The following is a 21206-nucleotide window of genomic DNA, read 5'->3' as shown; positions in this document are numbered from 1 at the left end:
GGCGGCTATGCTGCCCAGTTCGGCTTCCGCTTTTCCTTGAAGGCCGCGATGCCCTCCACCGCCTCCGGGCCGGAGCCCGTGCGCGCGAAGGCCTTGGCCCCCATCTCCGCATAGCTTTCCGGCGCCAGCGGGCCGAGCGCGGCCAGCAGGCCCTTGGTCTCGGCGAGCGCGCCCGGCGCGCCCTCCAGGATCAGCGCCACGCTCCGCTCCACCAGCGCGTCGAGCGCGGCGCGATCCGCGCCGACCTCATGTACCAACCCCCAGCGCAGCGCCGTGGCCGAGTCGATGACATTGGCCTCCAGCACCATGCGCGTGGCGTTCGAACGGCCGATGCGCCGCGCGACCCAGGGCAAGATCTGCGCCGCCACCAGCCCGCGCCGCGTCTCGGGCGCCGAGAACTTCGCCTCGGCGCTCGCGAAGGCGATGTCCGAGCAGCAGACGAAGCCTAGGCCACCGGCATGCGCCGCGCCCTCGATCGCCGAGATCACCACCTGCGGCAGCTCCGACAGCTCCTGGAAGCGCGCGCCGATGCGGCGGTTGCGCGTGAGCTGCGCCGCCAGCCGCTCCTCGGGGGTGCCCTGCGCCATCTCGGTGAGATCGAGACCGGCGCAGAAATGCCCGCCGGCCCCTCGCAGCACCACGATGCGCGCCTCGGACGAGCCGCGCAGTTCGGCGATGAGCTCGTCGAGCGCCTCGCCCATCCCGCCGCCGATCGCATTGCGGCGGGCGGGACGGTTGAGCGTCACATGAACCACCGGCCCCTCGCGACGAACGAGGACCGGCGGCTCCGTGCCGCTCAACGCTTCCACCAGCCACCACGGCGGGGCGCGGCGCCGGCCGCCGCTTCCTCAACCGTCTTGGGCTGGATGGCCGGACCGATGACGGTCTCCGCCACCGGCTCGGGCTTCGCCGCGGCGACGACCGGCTCGGGGGCAGGCTCGGGCTTCGGAACCTCGATGGCGGCGGCTTCGGCAACCGCCGGCCCGGCAGCGACGGGTTCCGCAGCGACTGGCTCGGCCACCGGCTCGGGAGCCGCGACCACGACCTCGGCGACCGGCGCTTCCACCGCGACGGACACCGCTTCGATCGGCTCGATCTCCGGCACGGCAACCGCCTCGACAGCAGGGCGCGGGGCTAGGGCCGCTTCGGCGGCGGCTTCGGCCGCATCCATCGCCGCCATCAGGCTGTCCGAGGTATTGGCGAAGGGATCGGCGGGCGTCGGGCCGGCATAGCCCACGGGAGCCTCCGGCGCCTCGGCCTCAGCCTCGGCCACGGGGCCTTCGCCCTCACGCCGGCGACGACCGCCGCGACGGCCACGGCGGCGGCGCGCCGACTCGTCGCTCTCGGAGGGTTCGGCTTCCGCATCGGCCTCGGCCGGCGGGGCGTCCTCGGCGTCGACTTCCGTCTCGGACGCGCCTTCGGCCGACGCTTCCGCGCCCTCCTCGGCACCATCCGCACGCTCCGGTCCACCCTCGCGGCGGCCACGGCCACGACGGCGGCGGCGCGGACGGCGGGCCCGCTCCTCCTCTGTCATCCCGGCTTCGGCGGCATCCGTGGTCTCGGTGGCCTCGGTCTCCTCGGCCTCCTCCACGACGGCGGCGGCCTCTTCCTCGGCGGCATAGTCCATGCGCAGCGCGGCGGGACGCCCCTCCTCGATCGGCGCGGGCGGCACCTTGCTGCGCTCGATGCGCGTCTCCGCGCCGTGCAGCGTGTCGTCCGGGTCGAACAGGACGGAGACGCCCCAGCGGCCTTCGATATCGGCCAGGCGATCGCGCTTCTTGTTCAGCAGATAGAGCGCGGCGGCCGAGGTCACGCGCACGGTGATCTCGGCGGCGCGGCGCTTGGCGCACTCCTCCTCGACCGCGCGGAGCACGGCGAGCGCGCTGCTCTCCAGGCCGCGGACGGTGCCGCGACCCAGGCAATGCGGGCAGGTGACGAAGGTCGTCTCGGCCAGCGACGGGCGCAGGCGCTGGCGCGACAGCTCCAGCAGGCCGAAATGGCTGATGCGGCCGACCTGGATGCGCGCGCGGTCGGTCCGCAACGCGTCCTTCATCCGCTTCTCCACCATCGCGTTGTGACGGTTGGAGTCCATGTCGATGAAGTCGATGACGATCAGGCCCGCGAGATCGCGCAGGCGCAGCTGCCGGGCGACCTCGTCGGCGGCCTCGAGGTTCGTCCGCAGAGCGGTGTCCTCGATGCTCCGCTCACGCGTCGAGCGGCCGGAGTTCACGTCGATGGCGACCAGCGCCTCGGTCTGGTTGATGACCAGGTAGCCGCCCGAGCGGAGCTGCACGTTCGGCTCGTGCATCGCATCGAGCTGCGCCTCGGCCTGGAAGCGCGAGAAGAGCGGCACGGTGCCGTCGCGATAGGCCTGAATCTTGCGGGCGTGCTCGGGCATCAGCATGCGCATGAACTCGCGCGCCTGGCTGTAGGCCGCATCGCCCTCGACGATGATCTCGTCCATGTCGCGGGCATAGCCGTCGCGGATGGACCGCTTGATGAGGTCGGCCTCTTCGTAGATCAGCGCCGGCGCCGTGCTGGTCAGCGTCCGCTCGCGGATGTCGTCCCACAGGCGCAGCAGGTATTCGCAGTCGCGCCGGATCTCGGGCTTGGGCCGCTGGGCGCCCGCGGTGCGGACGATGAGCGACATGCCATGCGGCATCTCCAGCTCCTCAATCACCTCGCGCAGGCGGCGGCGGTCGGAACTGGAGGTGATCTTGCGGGAGACGCCGCCGCCGCGCGGGCTGTTGGGCATCAGCACCGAGAAGCGGCCGGCGAGAGAGATATAGGTGGTGAGCGCCGCGCCCTTGGTGCCGCGCTCTTCCTTCACGACCTGGATGAGGAGGACCTGCCGGCGGCGGATGACCTCCTGGATCTTGTAGTTGCGCAGGAAGCGCGGGGTGGAGCGGCGCTCGCGGCGCTCCTCCTCCTGCTCGGCCTCGGCTTCGCCCTCGGCATCGCCGGCCGATTCGCCGATGGTCTCGGGCGGCGGCGCGTCGGAGGGGGGCAGGATCTCGACGCGGCTGCCGTTCTCGTCATCCGATTCGGCCGCATCCGGCTGACCCTGGGATTCGAGCTGGGCGACGATGTCGGCTTCCATCTCCTCGGCGGTGGGCTGTTCGGAGGTCAGCTCTTCCGGAAGGGCTTCGGGGAGCTCCTCGACGGGATTCTCCTCCGCCGGTGCTTCCTCGCCGGCGGCCTCGGCCTTGGCGACGCGCGAGGCCTGGGCGGCCGCGCGGGCGGCCTGGGCCTGGGCCCGGCGCTCATCGTCGCGGGCCTCGGCCTCGGCATCCTCGCGGGCCTCGGCCTCCTGCGCCTCGATCAGCCGCTGACGGTCGGCGACGGGGATCTGGTAATAATCGGGGTGGATTTCGCCGAAGGCCAGGAAGCCATGGCGATTGCCGCCGTATTCGACGAAGGCGGCCTGAAGACTCGGCTCCACGCGAACGACGCGGGCGAGGTAGATATTGCCCTTGAGAGGCAGCCGGTTGGCGGCCTCCAGGTCGAATTCATCGACCCGATGGCCATCCATCACGACGACCCGGGTTTCTTCCGGATGGGCCGCGTCGATCAACATGCGCTTGGTCATGTGAGAAAAACTCCGCACCGCGGCGGGGCATGCGAGCACCCGGCCGGCGGCGGAAAAGGTGTGTGGATTCCGCGTGCGGGCCGACCGGCGGCGATGTCCTAGACATGCGCTTGCGTCCTCACTCGGGGGAGCGGCCCTTGTCCTGCGCCGCGGAGGCGGCCGGCAGGCAACGGGGCGTCGCGCCCAATGACTCGCCCCCACGGATGTGCGCCCTTCACGGGCGGGCGATATTGCGGCAGGCGGGACAAGCGCGTCACTGCGAGGCCAGCCTGCACCGCGGGCACGCCGGCGGAACGGGTGGGGCCCTTTCTTCGGAGCGTCTCCCCTGGAAGGTCCATGGGGGCGTCCATCCGGCGGACCGCGACCGGGGCTCGGCGCGCAAACCGCGCCAACTGCCCCTGTTCCGCCCGCAGCACCTATCGCTGGGGCAAGTCAGCATAGGCGGACGGGACAGGCCTCACAAGGCGGCCTGTGGACAAGTCCGGTCCTTATGATCCGCTTGCGTCATATTTCCCTGCCCAAAGGCAATGCGTCCTGCCCGTCCAGGAAGCAGTTCCTCTGGATTTACACGCCTTTTCTCGGTAAACATGCCTCACCGCGATGGGGGTTGCGGCCTATGGGGGTTTTGGATCGCAGAGCTTGGCTCGCGGCGCTGATGGGTCTGGCCCTGACGCCCGGAGCAGACGCACAGACGCGTGCCGCGCCGCGCCGGCGTGCACCGCCTTCCCGTGACCTGTTGCGCCTGCCGCTGGTCCTGCTCGACCCCGGCCATGGCGGGGCCGATCCGGGAGCCATCGGCCCCAACGGCACCCAGGAAAAGCGCATTACCTTGCCCATCGCGCTCGAGCTCAAGCGCATGCTGGAGGTGGGCGGCCGCTGTCGCGTCGCGCTAACCCGCACCTCCGACGTCTTCGTGCCCCTGGCCCGGCGCGTCGAGATCGCCCGCAGCCGCGAGGCGGCCCTCCTGCTCTCCATCCATGCCGACGCCATGCCGGCCGGCCAGTCGCGGACCCTGCGCGGCGCCTCCGTCTACACGGTGTCCGAAACGGCCACCGATTCCCTGGCCGCCGCCCTCGCCCGGCGCGAGAACCTGGCCGACCGCGCCGGCGGTCTCCGCCTGCCCTCCGTCTCGCCGGAGGTGCAGCGCATCCTGCTCAGCCTCATGCGTCGCGAGACGCGGGCGGGCTCCGAACGGCTGGCGCGCCTGGCGGTGAACGCGCTGGACGGTGAGGTCGCGCTGCTCAACCAACCCCTGCGCCGGGCGCAGTTCGTCGTACTGAAGGCGCCCGACGTGCCGGCGGCCCTGGTGGAATGCGGCTTCCTCTCCAATCCGCAGGACGAGGCGCTGCTGCGCCGGGCCAATCACCGCTCCAAGCTGGCGGCGGCTTTGACCGAGGCGGTGCACGGCTTCATCGGGCATCGCAGCTTGGCCTGACCCTGGCTATGGGGCTAACAAGTCCTCCACCTTTCCCCGACTGGAGGAGCCTCCATGACCATGTTCAGCCGCCGCGCCCTTGGCGCCGCCGCCCTTGCCGGCGCGGCCGCCCCGACGCTCGCCTCCGCCCAGGCCGACCGCACCCTGACCATCGCCACGGGTGGCTCCATCACCTCGATCGACCCGCATTTCTTCAATGCCGCGCCCAATTCCTCCCTCGCGCTGCACATCTTCCAGGCGCTGGTGGACCGCACGCCGGACGCGAAGTTCGTCCCGGGCCTCGCCACCTCCTGGCGCGTGATCGAGCCGACGCTTTGGGAGTTCAAGCTGCGCGAGGGCGTGAAGTGGCATGACGGCCGCCCCTTCACCGCCGAGGACGTCGCCTTCACCTATGGCCGCGCGCCCAACGTGCCCAACAGCCCGGGCGGCTTCGGCGGCTTCCTGCGCAGCCTCAAGCGGATCGAGATCGTCGATCCGCTGACCATGCGCTTCCACACGCACGCCCCCAACCCGATCCTGCCGACGGATCTCGCCGCCATCTTCGTCATCTCCAAGCATGTGGGCGAAGGCGCCTCGACCGAGGACTACAACAGCGGCAAGGCCGCCATCGGCACCGGCCCCTACAAGTTCGTCAGCTACGAGCCCAACAACCGCACCGAGCTCGCCCGCAACGACGACTATTGGGGCGCCCGCGAGCCCTGGGCCCGCGTTTCCTACCGCTTCATCGCCAATGACGCCGCGCGTTCGGCCGCGCTGCTCTCCGGCGATCTCGACATGATCGACCAGGTGGCAAGCAGCGATCTGGCACGGCTGAAGCGCGATCCCAAGAGCTCCATCGCGGAGACGGTCGGCCTGCGCTGCGCCTATCTGATGCCGGACTTCTCGCGCGACGGGAACCTGCCCTTCGTCACCGACAACAACGGCCAGCCCCTGCCGGTCAATCCCTTCAAGGACGTGCGCGTCCGCCAGGCGCTGACCAGCAGCATCAACCGCCAGAACATCGCCGAGCGCGTGATGGAGGGCCAGGCCACGGCCACCAACCAGTGGCTGCCGCCGGGCACCTTCGGCTATGCGCCCGACGTGGCGGTACCGACGCCCAATATCGAGCATTCGCGCCGGCTGCTGGCCGAAGCGGGCTATCCCAACGGCTTCAAGCTGACGCTTCACACGCCCAACGACCGCTTCCCCAACGACAGCCGCATCGCGCAGGCCGTGGCGCAGTTCTGGACGCGCATCGGCGTGCAGACGCAGGTGGAGGCGGTTCCCTGGGCCAGCTTCTCGTCGCGCAGCAACCGCCAGGACTTCGCCATCCGCCTGACGAGCTGGGGCAGCACGACGGCCGAGGCCGGCTACATGCTCACCAACATCATGATGACCTACAGCCGCGAGAATCGCACCGGCGCCAGCAATTCCGGTCGCTTCTCCTCGGCCGATTTGGACCGCATGACCAATGCCGCGGTCGCCATCATCGACAATGCGGAGCGCGAGAAGGCGCTGCAGGACATGGTCCGCTGGGTGTCGCGCGAGGTGCCGATCATGCCGCTGGTCCAGCTCAACCACACCTGGGCGACCAAGCGCGGCCTGACCTATGCCGCGCGGATGGACGAGCGCACGATCGCGATGGGCGTGCGCCCCGCGTAACGGACAACCGCAGGGGCTTTGCCCCTGCGCCCCGACGGGAAGACGGGTGTCCCGCCCCTGCCTGTAGCATGGCGGCGCCGCGGGCTCAGGGATCGAAGGCCAGCGCCAGGGCCCCTGGCAGGCTGCAGTTTCGAATGGCCGGACACACCTCCAGGAGGCGTCCCACCTTCAGCCCTTCCGCGACGGCATAGGGGAAGGATTGATTGCCCACGAAAATCGACGCGCCGGCAATCACTCGCCCCATCGCCAGGGCGTCCTCGGCATAGAAATGTTCGCCATGGCCGAACTCGTCGAATTCCGAGCGGGTTCCCACGAAAATGGCGTCCGGGGCCGAGGCCTTCAATTCGGTCCAGAACGGGTCCCAGGCCGGATTGCGATAGCGGCCTGAGCGGGAAAACACGGGGCGGCCATGCGGCAACAGGCCGGGAATGCTGAGCCAGGCACGCCTTGGCTCCGGCGCCGAGGGAAGCACGGCACGCCAGTGGTCGTCGAAAAGACTGGAATCCGGCCGCCAGCCTTGCCGGATCAGAAGAAAATCGCGCGTCACGGCCTGTCCGCGCCAGGGTTCGGCGGCGGCTATATAGCTTTGCGCCAGCAACATCGGACGCAGGAACTCGATCTTCCTTTCGTCCATGGCGTCTCGTGTTTCCGGATAGGGCGTCAGATAGAGCGCCCCGCCGCCGCCCGATTGCATGGCGGCGAGAGCGTAGATCAGATCGCCATGATCTCCGCCGTGGAGCCAGGTTTCGGGGCCAGGGGGGGCGACCGCCGGCGTTGCGACCGGCGGCGGAACGTCGCCGAGTTCCTTCGCCATCTTCTCCACGGCGTAGACCCCGGAATGGGTGCCTTGAAGTCTCTGGACAAGGCCCAGGGCCTCCTCGCGTTGCCCCTGGCGCAATCTCGCCTGGGCCAGCCGGACGAGGTGATAGGCGCCTCCGCCATCGGCCGCTTCGGCCAGCAGAAACAGGCCTTCTTCAGGCTCGCCGGTCGCAAGCTTGCAGCGCGCGAGCGCCGAAAGAAACCAGGAATGGCGGCCGAGAGTCCGGATCGCCAGCTCCGCGACTTCGCGGGCCTCGCCGTAACGACGCAGCGCCAGACCGGCGCAGAGCCGGAGGTTCAACGCCTCGAAGCTCAACTCCGGCCGTGACGGCGCGATGTGCCTGACCCAACCTTCCGCGGCGTCGATACGGCATGCCAGACCCTCGAGGCGATCTTCCGGCATGGCGGCTGAAGGCGCCTGCCGGGCCGCGGCGAGCGCTGCCTTCGCCTCGTCGAAGCGACTCAGGGAGATCAGGGCATCGAGCTCATGAAACGCCGCCTGCGGATCCTGCGGCTCGTCGGCCCTCAGTTGCCGCGCATAATCGAGCTTGCGCGGCCAATCCGAGAAAAAATCAGCGCCTTTGATGCCCGCCTTGAGCCAAGCGTTGCGATCGGTGCCGATCCGCGATCCGCCGTCGACGATGGCGAAATAGGGAGCGGCTCCGCCCCTGGCGGCGCTGGCCGCCAGCAGACGGCTGAGCGCGCTATCGTGCTTGGCCATGTCGGAGCCCGCCATCTCGACGAGCTGTTCCAGATGGCCAAGAGCGGTGGCGACATCCCCGAGCCCGAACGACGCCAGGACCAGAAGCAGGTGCGACTGGGCATCCGGAACGGCGCCTCCCGGACTGGGCAGGAACATCGTCCGGATTTCCGCCGCCTGGCCCAGATGCCAGCGGCATCGCGCAAGCCGGTTCAGGCGCGACAAGGGAGCTCCGTGCCGCGCGATCGCGAGGACGGTGGCCTCCTCCGCCTCGGGCCAGCGGCGCAGCGCGATGTAGAGTTGGAGAAGGTGATCGGCATAGGCGGCATGGTCGGGCCAGGCCTCGCGAAGCTGGAGCAAAGGCTGCACCGCCTCGGCGTCGCGGCCCGCCTCGCGGAGGGCCACGACCTGGTCTTCAAGGATCTTTCGGTCGACCGATGACGGAAGGAGCGACATGGAATTTCCTGCCCAGCAGACGGGCCCGGTCCGGACCTTCCGAAGTCAAGGCGCCGATACGACGTTTACAACGTGCGCAGCGCGCCGGCGAAGACCTCCAGCGTCTTGCGCACATCCTCATCCGTATGCGCGGTCGAGATGTAGAACTTCGTGTCGCCCTTCAGGATTCCGTTGGCGCGGAAGTGCTTGTTGACGTGGTTCTGCAGCTTCAGATCGACGCGCAGCATGTCGCGATAGTTGCGAACCTCGCCCTCGGCGAAGACTATGTCGAAGAGCGGCGGCTCGCCGACGATCTGGCCGGGGATGCCCTTCTCGCCCATCAGCTTCGTCAGCCCGTCCATCAGCGCGCGGCCGCGGGCGAAGACCTTCTCATACGTCCCCGGACGGCTCAGCACGTCGAGCGTGACGAGGCCCGCGATCGAGGCGACCGGATTGCCCGAGAGCGTGCCGAGCTGCATCAGGAAGCCTTCGTCGCCGACCTTGGCCTTGTCGAAATGCGCCATGATGTCGGCACGCCCGGCCAGAGCGGAAAGCGGGAAGCCGCCACCCACGATCTTGCCCAGGGTGCAGAGATCCGGCGTCACGCCGTAATAGCTCTGCGCCCCCTCATAGGCGAAGCGGAAGCCGGTCACGACCTCGTCGAAGATCAGCGGGATGCCGAAGCGGGCCGTGACCTCGCGCAGCGCCTGGAGAAAGCCGGGAACCGGCGGGATGAGCCGCTGGAAGGGCTCGACGATGACGCCGCCGATCTCGTCGTGATGCGCCTCGATCAACGCGACGACATGCGCGGCATCATTATAAGGAGCGACCAGCACGTCGTCGCGCACCTTGGCGGGAATGCCCGGGCTGTCGGGGATGGCGAGGGGGAAGTTTCCGGGGCGCTTGGGCGCGAGGCTCATGAGCCCGTGGTCGCTCATGCCGTGATAGCCGCCCTCGAACTTCACGATCTTGTCGCGGCCGCGGAAGGCGCGGGCGACGCGCATCGCATACATGTCCGCCTCGGTGCCCGAGGCGAGGAAGCGCACCTGATCCGCGCAGGGCAGCGCGGCCACGATCTTCTCGGCGAGACGGATGCCGGCGGGGTTGTTGGTGAAGAAGGTGGTGCCGAGCGGAATCTGCTCCAGCACCGCCGCCGTCACCTCGGGATGGGCGTGGCCGATGAACATCGGGCCCGAGCCGAGCAGGTAGTCGATATACTCATTGCCCTCGGCATCCCAGACATGGCCGCCCGCGCCTTTGACGAGGGCGATGTCGCTCGCGAAATTGCCGAAGTTGCCGGCGGGCAGGACGCGGTGCGCGATCTCGACCAGCGTTTCCTGCGTGGACATATCGTTCATGGCCGGACGGCCTCCCCAAGGGTTTGCATCAGTCGGTTGGCATTGGCGAACATCGCGACCGAGAGCGTGATGTCCAGGATCTCCGCATCGTCCAGCCCCTCGGCCCGCAGCTTTGCGAGGTCCTCGGCGTTGGCGGCGGAAGGTGTCGCGCCGAGCTTCACGGCGTAGTCGACGATGGCGCGCTGCTTCGAGGGCATCGGCGTCCGGACACCCTCGTCCAGCAGGCGGAGCATGAGCTCCCGGTCGCCCTTCATCTGCACGAAGCGCTGCGCATGGACGCTGGCGCAATAGGGGCAGCCGTTCACGCGGGATTCCGCGGTGGCGGCCAGTTCACGATCGGCGCGCGAGGCGCCGCGCGGGCCGTACATGATGGTGTTGAACAGCTTCGAGCGCTGCCGCAGCACCTCGGCCTCCTGCACGAGGAGCAGGTAGTAGGGCGAGACCTTCGCTTTCGGATGGCTCTCCTCCAGCACCTTGATCTCGTCCGGCGTGGCCCGCGCGAGATCGAGCACGGGGGCCCAGGCCTTCCAGTCCAGCGTGTCGATGGTGAAGCCGAAATCGTGGGTGCTGGGCATCACACGCCCTCCAGCAGACGCAGGCCGGCCAGCAGCCGCGCCTCGTAATTCACATGCGCGATGAGCTGCGAGAGCATCACCACGTCACGCGGCGCGAGGCCGGCGGCGAGGAGGGTCTGGATGTCTTCGGGCGTCGCCTGGTCGGGCGTCAAAGTGAGCATCGTCGCATGCGCGATCAGCAGCGGCAGGCGCGGAGATTCGCCTGCCTTGCCGCGATGATGCGCGGCCAGCGCCGCGTCCTTGTTCAGCTCGGCGACGTGCAGCGCCACGGCATGGCGCTCGCGCGTCGTGAGGCCGCTCTCGCTCTCGAAGATCGCCAATTCGCCCGCCTGGGTGGCGAGGCGCACATCCGGCCGCAGCGCGCGCAGCACATCCAGTTTCGAGCCGGGCTGGATGCCCATCAGCTCGTCGATCACGTCACGCATCAGGCCGGTCTCCGGTTCATCGGGGCACATAGAAGGGCGTGCCCAGCAATTCAGGCTCGTCGAAGGCCTCCAGGTCCCGCATGAGCACGGGGAAGGTCGCCTGGAAGAGATGGCGCAGGATCGCCACCGACACCTTCTCGCCCGCGGTGACGATGGCCGGAATGTCGCTCGCGACATTCCCATGCGTCGCGTTGGATCCGTAGTTCATCAGGTGGATCAGGCCGAGCTCGGGCGGCGCGGAGGCATCGCGCGGCAGCAGCTCGAAGCCCGCGCCGACGAAGGGGCAGGCCGCGATATCCGGGCGCCGCAATTCCTCCGGCGGCGTGTAGACATCCTGCCAGCGGGCGGCATGCGGCGCGAAATCCGCGAGCTCCGCCACGCGGTCCAGATTCACGCTGAAGCCGGTGCCGACGATGAGGAAATCATGCCGCTCCTCGCGCGCGCCATCCGCGCCGAGACGCAACACCACCTGATCCCCCTCGCGACGCGCCGATTGCGTCGGCGTGCCGAGATGGATGTGGAATTCCGGCTGACGCAGGGCGCGATGCACGGTCTCGTGCGGCACCGGCGCCTGGCTGTCATACATATAGGCGGCGAGCTTCCAGCGCTCCTCGACGGAGAGGCTGTCCCAGCCCATCGCGAAGCCCGCACCCGCGCTGCCGCGCCCCTTGTTGATCTGCGGCAGGACGGCGCGGCGGACATACATGTCGACGCGCGCGGCCCCGCGTTCCAGCGCCACGGCCGCGTTGTCCCAGGCCGAGGCGCCGCCGCCGACGATGCCGATGCTGCGCCCCTGCAGCGGCTCGAAATCGATGGGCCCCAGCGCCATCCCCGCGAGGTCGGGGAAGAGCGCGGGATCCACGAAGCGCGGCAGGTCCAGCCCGCCCGCGCCGCCGCGCCCGGTCGCCATCACGACGCGCCGCGCGAGGATCTCCCGCGAGCCGCCGGCCTGCTCCACGGTCAAGCGCAGCAGGCCCTCCGCGGGAGCGACGCGCGTCACCCGCGCGCCATGCGTGACGGGCAGCGCGAGGACGCGCTGCAGCCAGCTCAGATAGTCCTGCCAGGTACGGTTGAAGATCTTATAAAGACTCTCCCACGCCTCGTTGCCGAAGCTCGCCTCGTACCAGGCGCGAAAGGTGAGCGAGGGGATGCCCAGGCAAGGCCCCGGTAGCGTCTTGGGCGAGCGCAGCGTGTCCATGCGCGCGATGGTGCACCAGGGGCCTTCCTGGCCGGGCGCATTCGCGTCCAGCACGGCGATATTGCCGATGCCCTTCATGATGAGCGAACCCGCCGCCGCGATGCCGGCCATGCCCGCGCCGACGACCACCACGTCCCGCACCGCGACGCCATCGCGCTGGAGCGGCGGGACCCAGTTCGACGCCGGCAGCGTCAGCAGCTCCAGATCGCGCCGGATCCGCGTTTCCAGCGCGGCGAGGCCGGCCTCGTCGGGGAGGGGCATCGCGATCCGCGCGGTCTGGTTCATGCGAAGGGGATCATCCGGTGAGGACTTTGCTGCGTCGCCGAAATCATGGTGGCATCATGCCAGCCTGTCCATGCGCCGACGGAGCCAATTCCATGACCCTGCCACGCCGGATGCTGATCGGCGGCCTCGCCGCGATGCCGGTTGCCGCGCAAGCGGTCACCTTGCCGCCCGGCTGGCCGGACCGGCCTCTGCGCATCATCCTGCCCGCGGCCGGCGGCGCCGGCACGGCCGATACCCTGGCGCGCATCCTCGCCCAGGAGATGGACAAGCGCCTGCCCCAGCGCACGCTGGTCGACAACCGGCCCGGCGCCAACGGCAATGTCGGCGCGACGGCGGGTGCGCGCGCCGCCCCGGACGGGCACACCATCCTCTTCACCTGGGCCGGGACCATGGCGACCAATCCCGCCCTCCATCGGAACCTTCCCTACGACCCGCAGCGCGACTTCGAGCCGGTGATGCTGCTGGGCAATGTCCCCAACGTGCTGGTCGTGAACAACGCCCTGCCCGTCCACAGCCTCGCCGAGCTGACGGCGTATCTGAAGGCGCATCCGGGGCAGGTGTCCTTCGGCTCGTCGGGCAATGGCAGTTCCATGCATCTGGCCGGCGAGCTCTACCGGCAGGCGACGGGCACCGAGATGGTCCATGTGCCCTATAACGGCATCGGCCAGGGCTTCACCGACCTCTATGCCGGCCGCATCCAGGTGATGTTCAACCTCGTGACCGGCGCGCAGCCGCAGATCCGCGCGGGCCAGGTGCGGGCCATCGCCGTGCTGAGCGACCGCCGCTCGGTCGTGCTGCCCGACGTCCCCACGACGGCCGAGCTCGGCATGCCCGGCCTGGAATTCGGCAGCTGGTTCTGCCTCATGCTGCCCAAGGGCACGCCCGCGCCGATCGTGCAGGCGCTGAACGCGCTGGTGAACGAGATCCTCCTCGATCCCGAGGGCCGCCAGCGGCTGGAGGCGCAGGGCCTCGACATCATCGGCGGAGGGCCGGAGCGGCTGACTGCGCTGCTGGCCAGCGAGATCCAGCGCCACGCCGCACTGGTGCGCTTCGCGGGGCTGAGCCTGCAATAGCCTACCCGTCGAGCAGGGCGACCTTCCCGTCGTCGAGATCGTAGCGCGCCGCCACGACGCGCAAGGCGCCCGTCGCGAGGCGCGCGCTCAGCACCGAGGGCACCTCCCGCAGCTGCCGCGCCGTGCGGAGCGCATGGACGCGGACGGTCGCCTCCACGAGATCGCCGGGGTTGGATTGCCGGGCCTCCAGCGCCGCCGGCAGGATGGGTTCGACCATGGCCATCAGCGCGCCGGGCAGCAGGGCCTGGCGCTCGACGACCTCGACCGCGGCCGCGACGGCGCCGCAGCGCTCGTGGCCGAGCACCATGACGATCGGCACCCCCAGCGCCATGCTGGAATATTCGATGCTGCCGAGGATGGCGGGCGAGAGCGTGTTGCCGGCCACGCGCATGACGAAGATCTCGCCGAGCCCCTCGTCGAACAGCGTGTTGGGCGGGGTGCGGCTGTCGGCGCAGGTCAGCACCGTGGCGAAGGGGGCCTGTCCCTCCCCCAGCAGGATCCGCTTCTCGGTCTGGGAGGGCGCGGCATGGGGGCTGTCGGCGGTGAAGCGGCGGTTGCCCTCCATGAGGCGGGCCAAAGCCTGGTCCGGCGCCAGGGTGGTCGGCGGCACGGCGGAGGAGGCGCGCGCGCCGATCGGCGAGCCGGCGACGGACGCGCAGGCGCATCCCAGGAACAGGCGGCGTGACAACGACACGGGGGCAAACCTTCCAAACCAGGGAGCGATCGGTATGACCAAACCGGAAGGGTTTGCACATCAAAAGCTTACATGCCTGGGAAGGTGCTCCCCGCGCGCCTCACCGCGCAGTAAGGGTGAGCCCGAACATGTCCTGCCAGCCGGCGAGGTTGCGCTGCGGCTTGCGCTGGGCGAGCCCCAGGCTCAGCGGCACGCGCGGATTGGCGGCCAGCTCCAGCACCGTCGCATCGCCGCGCAGGAAACGCTGCGCGGCATCGCGCGCCGCCGCCAGGGTCGGCCCCGCTAGAGCCGCCGAGGCCTGCTGGGCGAGGCGGTCGCGGAAGGTGTTCTCCGGCGTGCCCTCGCGCTGGGCGGCGGTGCGCACCCAGCGGCGGAACAGCGACAGATCGGCATAGCGCAGCCGCGCCGAAATCAGGCGCATATCCCCTGGCGAGCGCAGCATCAGATCCTGGCGCACGTTGTCGGCGCGCAAGGCGAGGTTCAGCTCACCGGCATCGCGCAGTTCGATGCTGAACACCGGAATGTCCAGCACGTTGGTCGCCGGGTCGTGCGTCACCTCCATCCGGACCTCGGCGCGCAGGCTGCTGTAGTCGAGGCGCTGCATCCACTCGGCATGCGGCGGCGCGGGATTCACCTCCAGGCCGCGGATGGCCAGGGAGCTCGTGCTCGGGCGACCGGTCGCCACATCGCCGCGCGCGGCCAGGGCGCCGAGACGCGCGAAGGTCGTGCCGCCCTGGCTGAGGGTCACGCTCTCGATGTCGAGGCTGGAGCGGCCGGGCAGCGTCGCGGGCGGCCGCCGGTCGATGAGCGCGCTCATTATCTCGGCGGCGTCCAGCCCGGCCACGGCGATGCGCGCGACGGCGACGCGATCCACCGGCCCCGCACCGCTGACGCCGACCTCCAGCGCCGTGACATTGATCGAGCCCGGACGCCCGCCGCCGAAATTCTCGACGTTGACGGCGCCGATATTCACGGGCGTCTCGCCCAGGCTCCGCCAGTTCTCCATCCGCAGCAGATCGGCCGAAACGTCGGTCGGCTTGGGCGGTCCGCCGCCGGTCCGACGTCGGACCGCCAGCCCCTCCAGGTCCAGCCGCTCCAGCGTCGCGGAGAGCTGGCCGCCCCCGATCTCGATGCCGCGCAGCGAGAGGCGGCCGATCCCGTCCTCGCGCAGGCCGTCCAGCCGGGCCTCGGCGACGCGGATCGTCTCCGCGCCGCGCGTCAGCACCAGGGCGGTCAGTGCCGCGCCGCCCTGCACATCCGTGGCGGTCGCCGAGCCATAGGCCAGGGTCACGCCCGCGCCGAGCAGGCGGCGCAGCTGGGCGACGGCGGCGGGTTCAGGCGGCTGTTGGGCAAAGGCCGGCAGGGCCAGGAGGGTGAGGAGGGCGGCGAGAACAATCTTGCGCATGCATGCGAGCCTAGCAACGCGGCGAGCCTTTGCGCCACCCTCTGGTGCGATGGGTCCTTATGAACCATCTGTAAGGGCAGATGACCCAGCTCCCGGCCAAACCCGGCAATGCCGCCGTCGAAGCCTTCCTGAGGAAGGTCTCCTCCATGCCCGCCGTGCGGACGGGGCGGGGCGGCGGACGGCTGATCTTCGCGGTGGATGCCACCGCCTCGCGCCAGCACGCCTGGGACCGCGCCTGCCACCTGCAGTCCGAGATGTTCTCAGCCACGCGCGACCTCGGCGGCCTCGCGGTGCAGCTCGCCTATTGGCGCGGCTATATGGAATTCGCGGCCACGCCCTTCCTGACCGACACGGCCGAGCTCGCGCGACGGATGTCGGGCGTCACCGTGCTCGGTGGGCAGACGCAGATCCTCCGCGTGCTGGAGCACGCCCTGGCCGAAACGAAGCGCGAGCGCGTGAACGCCGTGGTGCTGGTGGGCGACGCCTTCGAGGAGGCGGCCGATCCGATCTGCCACCTGGCGGGCCAGCTCGGCCTGCACGGCGCCCCGGTCTTCTGCTTCCAGGAGGGAGGCGATCGCGTGGCCGAGGCGAATTTCCGGCAGGTCGCGAAACTGTCCGGCGGCGCCTGGGCGCCCTTCGATGCCAGTAGCGCGGACGCGCTGCGCGACCTGCTGCGGGCCGTCGCGGTCTTCGCTGCCGGCGGGCGGGCGGCACTGGCGCGGCTGCCGGGCGGCGTGGCCTCGCGCATCGCGGGTCAGCTCGCCGCGCCGAAGGGCTGACGGATGCTCATGATCGCCATCGGCGGGTTGGTGATGCTGGGGGCGCTCGCGCTGCTCCACGCCTTCGCGAATGCGCGGCCGGCGGTGGTGAAGGCCTCGCTGGTCTGGGGCCTGGGAACGCTGGGGGCGGCAGGCTTCGCGCTGATGCTCTTCACCGGCCGCGGCGCGAGCGCGATCTGGGCGCTGATCATGTTCGGCCCGGCGCTGCGCCAGGCCTGGAAGAGCTGGCGCACGCGGCGGACCTTCAGCCGGCCGGGCGATGCGAGCGGCGTCGAGACCGCCACGCTGGAGATGCGGCTCGACCTCGCGACGGGGATCATGTCGGGGCAGGTGCGGCGGGGGAGTTTTTCCGGGCGCAGCCTGGACTCGATGGACCGGGCGGATCTGCTGGCGCTGCTCGCGGATTGTCAGGCGAACGACGCGGACAGCGTGCCCTTGCTGGAGGCCTGGCTGGACCGGGTGCATCCGGACTGGCGCGATGCGGCCCCGGCCTCGGACGGCCCCATGACGCGCGCCGAGGCGCTGGCCGTGCTCGGACTGCGCGACGGTGCGAGCGAGGAGGAAATCCGCGCGGCGCATCGCAAGCTGATGCAGTCCGCGCATCCCGATCGTGGCGGCAGCGACTGGCTCGCGAGCCGGATCAACGAGGCGCGGGATCTGCTGCTGGGATAGGCCCCGATCCTGGCGGGCGGAACCCGCCAGGATCGATGCGTTCGGTCAGGCCATCGCGCCGCGCGCGGCCACCGGCCAGAGGCTTTCCACCCGCCCCTTCCGCACGCCGACATACCAGTCATAGCGGTCGACCGTCGGGTCGCAATGACCCGGGATCAGCCGCAGCTTCTCGCCGAGGCGCGGGCGCAAGGCGGGGTCTTCCACCGTCAGCTTTCCGTGCTCGTCCGAGGCGCCGACATAGCTCACGCCCGGACGGCCCGAGACCACCGGGAAGCCGCTGTCGGTCGGCATCGCCTTGTGGCCCGCATCCACGACGGAGACATGCGGCGAGGCCGCGCTCATCACCGTCGCCAACACGAAGAGCGCGTGCTGGAAGGGCGGGGCATCGACGTTGCGCGCATAGTCGGCATCCATGAAGGCGTAGGAGCCGGCCTGGAGCTCGGTGTAGATGCCGCTCGCCAGCTCGGTGCGGAAGCTGCCGGAGCCCGCGCCGCCGACCACGGGGCAGTCGAGCCCGCGCTGGCGCAGCTGCTCCACCGTGCGGCGCGAGGCATCGATGGCATTGCCGATCGCGGCGATGCGCGCCTCGGGATCGCGGATGTGCTGGGCGCTGCCGTGATAGGCCTGGATGCCGAGGAAGCTGAGATGCTTCGAGGCCGCGATCCTCTCGGCCAGGGCCACGGCCGGCGGGCCGGCCTCCACGCCGCAGCGCTTGCCGCCCACGTCGATCTCGACCAGCACGGGAATGCGCACGCCACCGGCCTCGGCGGCCGCCTCGATGGCGGAGATCTGCGCGGGATCGTCCACGCAGATGGAGACCCGGCTGATCTTCGCGAGCGCCGCGAGCCGCGCCAGCTTGCGCGCGCCGACGACCTGGTTGGTCACCATCACGTCGGGAATGCCGCCCCAGGCGAGGATCTCGGCCTCGCCCACCTTCTGGCAGCACTGGCCGATGGCGCCGCGGTCCATCTGCAGCCGGGCGATGACCGGCGACTTGTGCGTCTTGGCATGGGCCCGCAGCTTCACGCCGGTGCCGGCGAGGAAGCCGGCCATGGTGTCGAGATTGTGCTCGAAGGCGTCGAGGTCGAGGATCAAGGCGGGGGTATCGACCTCGTCTTCGCGCATGCCGGGTTCGGCGGGAGGGGATTGGAGCATGGGCGGTCCTTGCGAAAGCGCTCGAATTTGAAGGACATGATGCGTTGATGCGGCCGAATGATCCAGATGTGGTGGTAATCGGCGCGGGCTGCGCGGGAATCGCCGCCGCGCGGGCGCTGATCGCCGCGGGGAAGAGCTGCGTCGTGCTGGAGGCCGACAGCCGCATCGGCGGCCGGGCCCAGACCTCGGACGTGCTGGGCGCGCCCTTCGATCATGGGGCGACCTGGCTGCATCAGGCCGATGAAAATCCGCTGACGCGCTTCCTCGGCGCGCATATCGACCACGACACGGTGCGCGGGCGCCATCTGCATCTCGGCGACCGTTTCGCCACGCGGGCCGAGATGGCGGAATACGACCGCGCCTGCGACGCCTTCGAGACGGCGATCGCACAAGCGCCCAGCGATCCCGATCGCGCCGTGTCGGAGGTCGCCCCGCAGGGCGGGCGCTGGAACGAGACCATCGCGCATTGGCTCGGCGCGCAGATCAATGCGGCGGAGCTCTCGCGGATCTCGCTGCGCGACTATGTGGCGGTCGATCTGGAAGGGCCGAACCTGTTGCCGCGCGAGGGCGTCGGCGCCCTGGTCGCACGGCTCGCGGAAGGGCTGCCCATCCGGCTCGACCACGCGGTGACGCGCGTGAACTGGGATTGTCCCCGCGTCACCGTCGAGGGCGATTGGGGCAGCCTGCGCGCGGGCGCCGTCGTCGTCACCGTCTCGACCGGCGTGCTGGCGGCCGGCGGCATCCGCTTCAAGCCCGCGCTGCCCACCGGGACGATGGAGGCGATCCACGGCCTGCCGCTCGGACTGCTGACCAAATACGGTTTCCGGACGCTCGGCGCGGATCAGCTTGGCATGCAGCCCTTCCATTCGGCGCGCCGGCTGATCGGGCCGGACACGACCACCTCCATGAGCTGGATCTTCCGGCCCTTCGAACGGGACCAGATCTTCGGCTTCGTCGGCGGATCGCGCGCCTGGGAGCTCGCGAAGGAAGGCGCGGCGGCGACGGAAGCCGCCGCGCGCGCGGATTTCGCGGCGATGTTCGGCGCGCGCGGCGCGAAGCTTCTGGGCCAGGCCGTCATCACCGATTGGGGCACGAACCCGCTGTTCCGCGGCAGCTACAGCCATGCGCGGCCGGGCCATCACGAATCCCGCGCGCGGCTTTCCCTACCGCTCGGCGGTGGCCGTCTGCGCTTCGCGGGAGAAGCCTGCCATTCGCGCTTCGCCGGCACCGTCGCCGGGGCCTGGCTCTCCGGCGAGGCCGCCGTGCGTGGCCTCCTGGACAAGCGGCGCGCGGTGACGGACGCTCCCTGAAACGGCGCCACGACGCCGGTTCTGGGAGAGGTTCAAATGTCCATCAGCCGCCGCGGTCTCGCCGGTCTTGCCGCCACGCTTCCGCTCGCCGCGCCCGCTTTCGCGCAGAACCGCGGCGACCCGCGCGTGTTGCGCATCAAGCTCTTCGGCGATCTTCGCAGCATCGACCCCTTCATCAGCCCGGAGTACATGGCGCGCAACCATGGCTACATGGTCTACGACACGCTCTTCGCGCTGGATTCCAAGATGCGCCCGCAGCCCCAGATGGTCGCGAGCCACAGCACCAGCGCCGACGGCCTGACCTGGGATTTCACCCTCCGCGACCATCTGCGCTTCCATGACGGCGCGCCCGTCACCAGCGCGGATGTCGTCGCCTCGCTGCGCCGCTGGGCCATCCGCGACGGGCATGGCGCGCAGATGCTGGCCGAGGGCAACCGCCTCGAAGCCGTGGACGCAACCCGCTTCCGCCTCACCTTGCAGCGCCCCTGGGGCCTCGTGCTCGATGCGCTCGCCAAGCCCTCAGGCCTGCCCGCCTTCATCATGCCGGCGCGCGTGGCGGCCACGCCGATCGCCACCCCCCTCACCGACCCGACCGGCTCCGGCCCCTACACCCTGAAGCGCGAGGACTGGCGCCTCGGCGACCGCGTGACCTATCGCCGCAATGCCGATTACGTGCCGCGCTCCGAGCCGCCGGACGGCCTGGCGGGGGCCAAGATCGCGCGCGTCGAGACCATCGAATGGCTCTCCCTGCCCGATGCCGCGACGGCGCTGAACGCCTTGCAGACCGGCGAGATCGACATCTTCGAGGAACTGCCGCCCGATCTCTTTCCCGTGGTCCAGCGCAACCGCAATCTCCGCCTCGCCGCGCAGGACAGCGCGGGCGTGCAGCCGATCTTCCGGATGAACCACGCCGTCGCGCCCTTCGACAATGTGAAGCTGCGCCAGGCCATGCGCCTGCTCGTTGATCCGGCGGAGATGATGCCCGCCTACATGCCCGACCCGGCGCGCTGGCAGGATTGCAAGAGCTTCTTCCCCTGCGCCTCGCCCTTCCACACCAATGAGGGCTGGATCGCGCCCAATATGGACCTGGCGCGCACCGCGCTTCAGCAGTCGGGCTATGACGGCTCGCCGGTGGTGGTGCTGGACGCGCAGGACAGCACGATCAGCAGCACCTTCGGCCGCGTCGCCGCCGACCGCATGCGGCGGCTCGGCATGAACGTCGATCTCCAGGCGATGGATTGGGCGACGCTGGTGACGCGCCGGCTGTCGAAGAATCCGGCGAGCCAGGGCGGCTGGAGCCTCTTCGTCTCGGCCCCCGCCGCGGTGGATCTGATGGACCCGGTGAGCCACATCGCGCTACGCTCGGCGGGCGCGCGGACCGCCCTTCCCGGCTGGCCCGAGGATGCGGAAATGGAGCGCCTGCGCGACGCCTTCGCGGTGGCGGGTTCGCTGGAGGAGCGTCGCCGCATCGCGACGGCGACGCAGGCCCGCGCACTGGAGGTGGTGCCCTATCTGCCCATCGGCATGATGAGCCTGGTGCGCGGGCACACGGCGCGGATCTCGGGCATCCTGGACGCCGCGATCCCGGTCTACTGGAACATCAGCAAGGCGGCGTGAAGGACCGAGGGGTTCTGCCCCTCGATCTCTCCAACGCGAGG

17 protein-coding genes are annotated in these 21206 nt (G+C 70.2%); 7 read left to right on the top strand and 10 right to left on the bottom strand.

All coding sequences use genetic code 11. The features are described from left to right. Nucleotides 1-5: 5 nt before the first annotated feature. Together ACO057_RS21500 and ACO057_RS21495 are read right to left on the bottom strand one after the other, a co-directional pair. On the bottom strand, nucleotides 6-800 hold the full coding sequence (locus ACO057_RS21500) for an enoyl-CoA hydratase/isomerase family protein (RefSeq protein WP_421995323.1): 795 nt from the start codon (nucleotides 798-800) through the stop codon (nucleotides 6-8). Further along, the gene (locus tag ACO057_RS21495) at nucleotides 797-3589 is read right to left on the bottom strand and encodes an Rne/Rng family ribonuclease (protein WP_421995321.1); all 2793 of its coding nucleotides are present in this window, start codon (nucleotides 3587-3589) and stop codon (nucleotides 797-799) included. Before ACO057_RS21495 ends, ACO057_RS21500 begins: the two co-directional genes overlap by 4 nt. A 736-nt stretch (nucleotides 3590-4325) precedes the next feature. On the opposite strand from ACO057_RS21495, the gene ACO057_RS21490 reads away from it, so the two are divergent. Both ACO057_RS21490 and ACO057_RS21485 read left to right on the top strand, forming a co-directional pair. Beyond that, entirely contained in the window at nucleotides 4326-5024 is a 699-nt protein-coding gene (locus ACO057_RS21490) for an N-acetylmuramoyl-L-alanine amidase family protein (RefSeq protein WP_421995319.1), read from the top strand. A gap of 54 nt (nucleotides 5025-5078) precedes the next feature. Beyond that, nucleotides 5079-6665: an ABC transporter substrate-binding protein gene (locus ACO057_RS21485; protein WP_421995317.1), complete on the top strand. Its 1587-nt coding sequence runs from the start codon at nucleotides 5079-5081 to the stop codon at nucleotides 6663-6665. Nucleotides 6666-6750: 85 nt separating this feature from the next. Here the strand turns inward: ACO057_RS21485 and ACO057_RS21480 are convergent, their stop codons facing one another. The 5 genes from ACO057_RS21480 to ACO057_RS21460 all read right to left on the bottom strand — a co-directional run bounded on the left by ACO057_RS21480 (nucleotide 6751) and on the right by ACO057_RS21460 (nucleotide 12460). Beyond that, entirely contained in the window at nucleotides 6751-8640 is a 1890-nt protein-coding gene (locus ACO057_RS21480; protein ID WP_421995315.1) for a hypothetical protein, read from the bottom strand. 65 nt (nucleotides 8641-8705) lie between these two features. Further along, nucleotides 8706-9977: an aspartate aminotransferase family protein gene (locus ACO057_RS21475; RefSeq protein ID WP_421995313.1), complete on the bottom strand. Its 1272-nt coding sequence runs from the start codon at nucleotides 9975-9977 to the stop codon at nucleotides 8706-8708. Beyond that, nucleotides 9974-10552 carry a peroxidase-related enzyme gene (locus ACO057_RS21470; protein WP_421995311.1) on the bottom strand — a complete coding sequence of 193 codons (579 nt, stop codon included), beginning with the start codon at nucleotides 10550-10552 and terminating at the stop codon, nucleotides 9974-9976. The genes ACO057_RS21475 and ACO057_RS21470 overlap by 4 nt, the downstream gene beginning before the upstream one ends. Further along, nucleotides 10552-10977 carry a hypothetical protein gene (locus ACO057_RS21465; protein ID WP_421995309.1) on the bottom strand — a complete coding sequence of 142 codons (426 nt, stop codon included), beginning with the start codon at nucleotides 10975-10977 and terminating at the stop codon, nucleotides 10552-10554. Before ACO057_RS21465 ends, ACO057_RS21470 begins: the two co-directional genes overlap by 1 nt. A 16-nt stretch (nucleotides 10978-10993) precedes the next feature. Continuing rightward, on the bottom strand, nucleotides 10994-12460 hold the full coding sequence (locus ACO057_RS21460; protein ID WP_421995307.1) for an NAD(P)-binding domain-containing protein: 1467 nt from the start codon (nucleotides 12458-12460) through the stop codon (nucleotides 10994-10996). A gap of 92 nt (nucleotides 12461-12552) precedes the next feature. Between ACO057_RS21460 and ACO057_RS21455 the strand changes: the two genes are divergently transcribed. Continuing rightward, nucleotides 12553-13533 (top strand): Bug family tripartite tricarboxylate transporter substrate binding protein, encoded by a 981-nt coding sequence (locus ACO057_RS21455; RefSeq protein ID WP_421995305.1) that lies wholly within the window; start codon nucleotides 12553-12555, stop codon nucleotides 13531-13533. 1 nt (nucleotide 13534) lies between these two features. Here the strand turns inward: ACO057_RS21455 and ACO057_RS21450 are convergent, their stop codons facing one another. Together ACO057_RS21450 and ACO057_RS21445 are read right to left on the bottom strand one after the other, a co-directional pair. Continuing rightward, nucleotides 13535-14227 (bottom strand): carbonic anhydrase, encoded by a 693-nt coding sequence (locus ACO057_RS21450; protein ID WP_421995303.1) that lies wholly within the window; start codon nucleotides 14225-14227, stop codon nucleotides 13535-13537. A gap of 100 nt (nucleotides 14228-14327) precedes the next feature. After that, the gene (locus tag ACO057_RS21445; protein WP_421995301.1) at nucleotides 14328-15632 is read right to left on the bottom strand and encodes a hypothetical protein; all 1305 of its coding nucleotides are present in this window, start codon (nucleotides 15630-15632) and stop codon (nucleotides 14328-14330) included. An 80-nt stretch (nucleotides 15633-15712) separates the two neighbouring features. Here ACO057_RS21445 and ACO057_RS21440 point away from each other — a divergent pair, with 80 nt between their 5' ends. Both ACO057_RS21440 and ACO057_RS21435 read left to right on the top strand, forming a co-directional pair. Then, nucleotides 15713-16411, top strand: coding sequence for a VWA domain-containing protein (locus ACO057_RS21440; protein ID WP_421995299.1), 699 nt, complete (start codon nucleotides 15713-15715; stop codon nucleotides 16409-16411). A 3-nt stretch (nucleotides 16412-16414) separates the two neighbouring features. Beyond that, the gene (locus ACO057_RS21435) at nucleotides 16415-17083 is read left to right on the top strand and encodes a hypothetical protein (protein WP_421995297.1); all 669 of its coding nucleotides are present in this window, start codon (nucleotides 16415-16417) and stop codon (nucleotides 17081-17083) included. A gap of 45 nt (nucleotides 17084-17128) precedes the next feature. Here ACO057_RS21435 and ACO057_RS21430 read toward each other — a convergent pair whose 3' ends face one another. Next, nucleotides 17129-18238: a DSD1 family PLP-dependent enzyme gene (locus tag ACO057_RS21430; protein ID WP_421995295.1), complete on the bottom strand. Its 1110-nt coding sequence runs from the start codon at nucleotides 18236-18238 to the stop codon at nucleotides 17129-17131. A gap of 47 nt (nucleotides 18239-18285) precedes the next feature. On the opposite strand from ACO057_RS21430, the gene ACO057_RS21425 reads away from it, so the two are divergent. Both ACO057_RS21425 and ACO057_RS21420 read left to right on the top strand, forming a co-directional pair. Further along, nucleotides 18286-19548, top strand: coding sequence for a flavin monoamine oxidase family protein (locus tag ACO057_RS21425; RefSeq protein ID WP_421995293.1), 1263 nt, complete (start codon nucleotides 18286-18288; stop codon nucleotides 19546-19548). A 36-nt stretch (nucleotides 19549-19584) separates the two neighbouring features. Continuing rightward, complete coding sequence (locus tag ACO057_RS21420) at nucleotides 19585-21165, top strand: ABC transporter substrate-binding protein (RefSeq protein WP_421995291.1); 1581 nt, start codon at nucleotides 19585-19587, stop codon at nucleotides 21163-21165. Nucleotides 21166-21206 lie beyond the last annotated feature (41 nt).

This window comes from Roseococcus sp., assembly GCF_965227005.1.
Taxonomy (GTDB): Bacteria; Pseudomonadota; Alphaproteobacteria; order Acetobacterales; family Acetobacteraceae; genus Roseococcus.
This window is presented reverse-complemented; position numbering and strand designations above follow the sequence as displayed.

Bases quoted from the DNA above. Each gene is read 5' to 3' on its own strand.
- ACO057_RS21460 (WP_421995307.1), bottom strand. From the start codon at position 12,460: ATGAACCAGACCGCGCGGATCGCGATGCCCCTCCCCGACGAGGCCGGC.
- ACO057_RS21465 (WP_421995309.1), bottom strand. From the start codon at position 10,977: ATGCGTGACGTGATCGACGAGCTGATGGGCATCCAGCCCGGCTCGAAA.
- ACO057_RS21495 (WP_421995321.1), bottom strand. From the start codon at position 3,589: ATGACCAAGCGCATGTTGATCGACGCGGCCCATCCGGAAGAAACCCGG.
- ACO057_RS21445 (WP_421995301.1), bottom strand. From the start codon at position 15,632: ATGCGCAAGATTGTTCTCGCCGCCCTCCTCACCCTCCTGGCCCTGCCG.
- ACO057_RS21440 (WP_421995299.1), top strand. From the start codon at position 15,713: ATGACCCAGCTCCCGGCCAAACCCGGCAATGCCGCCGTCGAAGCCTTC.
- ACO057_RS21475 (WP_421995313.1), bottom strand. From the start codon at position 9,977: ATGAACGATATGTCCACGCAGGAAACGCTGGTCGAGATCGCGCACCGC.
- ACO057_RS21480 (WP_421995315.1), bottom strand. From the start codon at position 8,640: ATGTCGCTCCTTCCGTCATCGGTCGACCGAAAGATCCTTGAAGACCAG.
- ACO057_RS21425 (WP_421995293.1), top strand. From the start codon at position 18,286: ATGCGGCCGAATGATCCAGATGTGGTGGTAATCGGCGCGGGCTGCGCG.
- ACO057_RS21485 (WP_421995317.1), top strand. From the start codon at position 5,079: ATGACCATGTTCAGCCGCCGCGCCCTTGGCGCCGCCGCCCTTGCCGGC.
- ACO057_RS21470 (WP_421995311.1), bottom strand. From the start codon at position 10,552: ATGCCCAGCACCCACGATTTCGGCTTCACCATCGACACGCTGGACTGG.
- ACO057_RS21435 (WP_421995297.1), top strand. From the start codon at position 16,415: ATGCTCATGATCGCCATCGGCGGGTTGGTGATGCTGGGGGCGCTCGCG.
- ACO057_RS21455 (WP_421995305.1), top strand. From the start codon at position 12,553: ATGACCCTGCCACGCCGGATGCTGATCGGCGGCCTCGCCGCGATGCCG.
- ACO057_RS21430 (WP_421995295.1), bottom strand. From the start codon at position 18,238: ATGCTCCAATCCCCTCCCGCCGAACCCGGCATGCGCGAAGACGAGGTC.
- ACO057_RS21420 (WP_421995291.1), top strand. From the start codon at position 19,585: ATGTCCATCAGCCGCCGCGGTCTCGCCGGTCTTGCCGCCACGCTTCCG.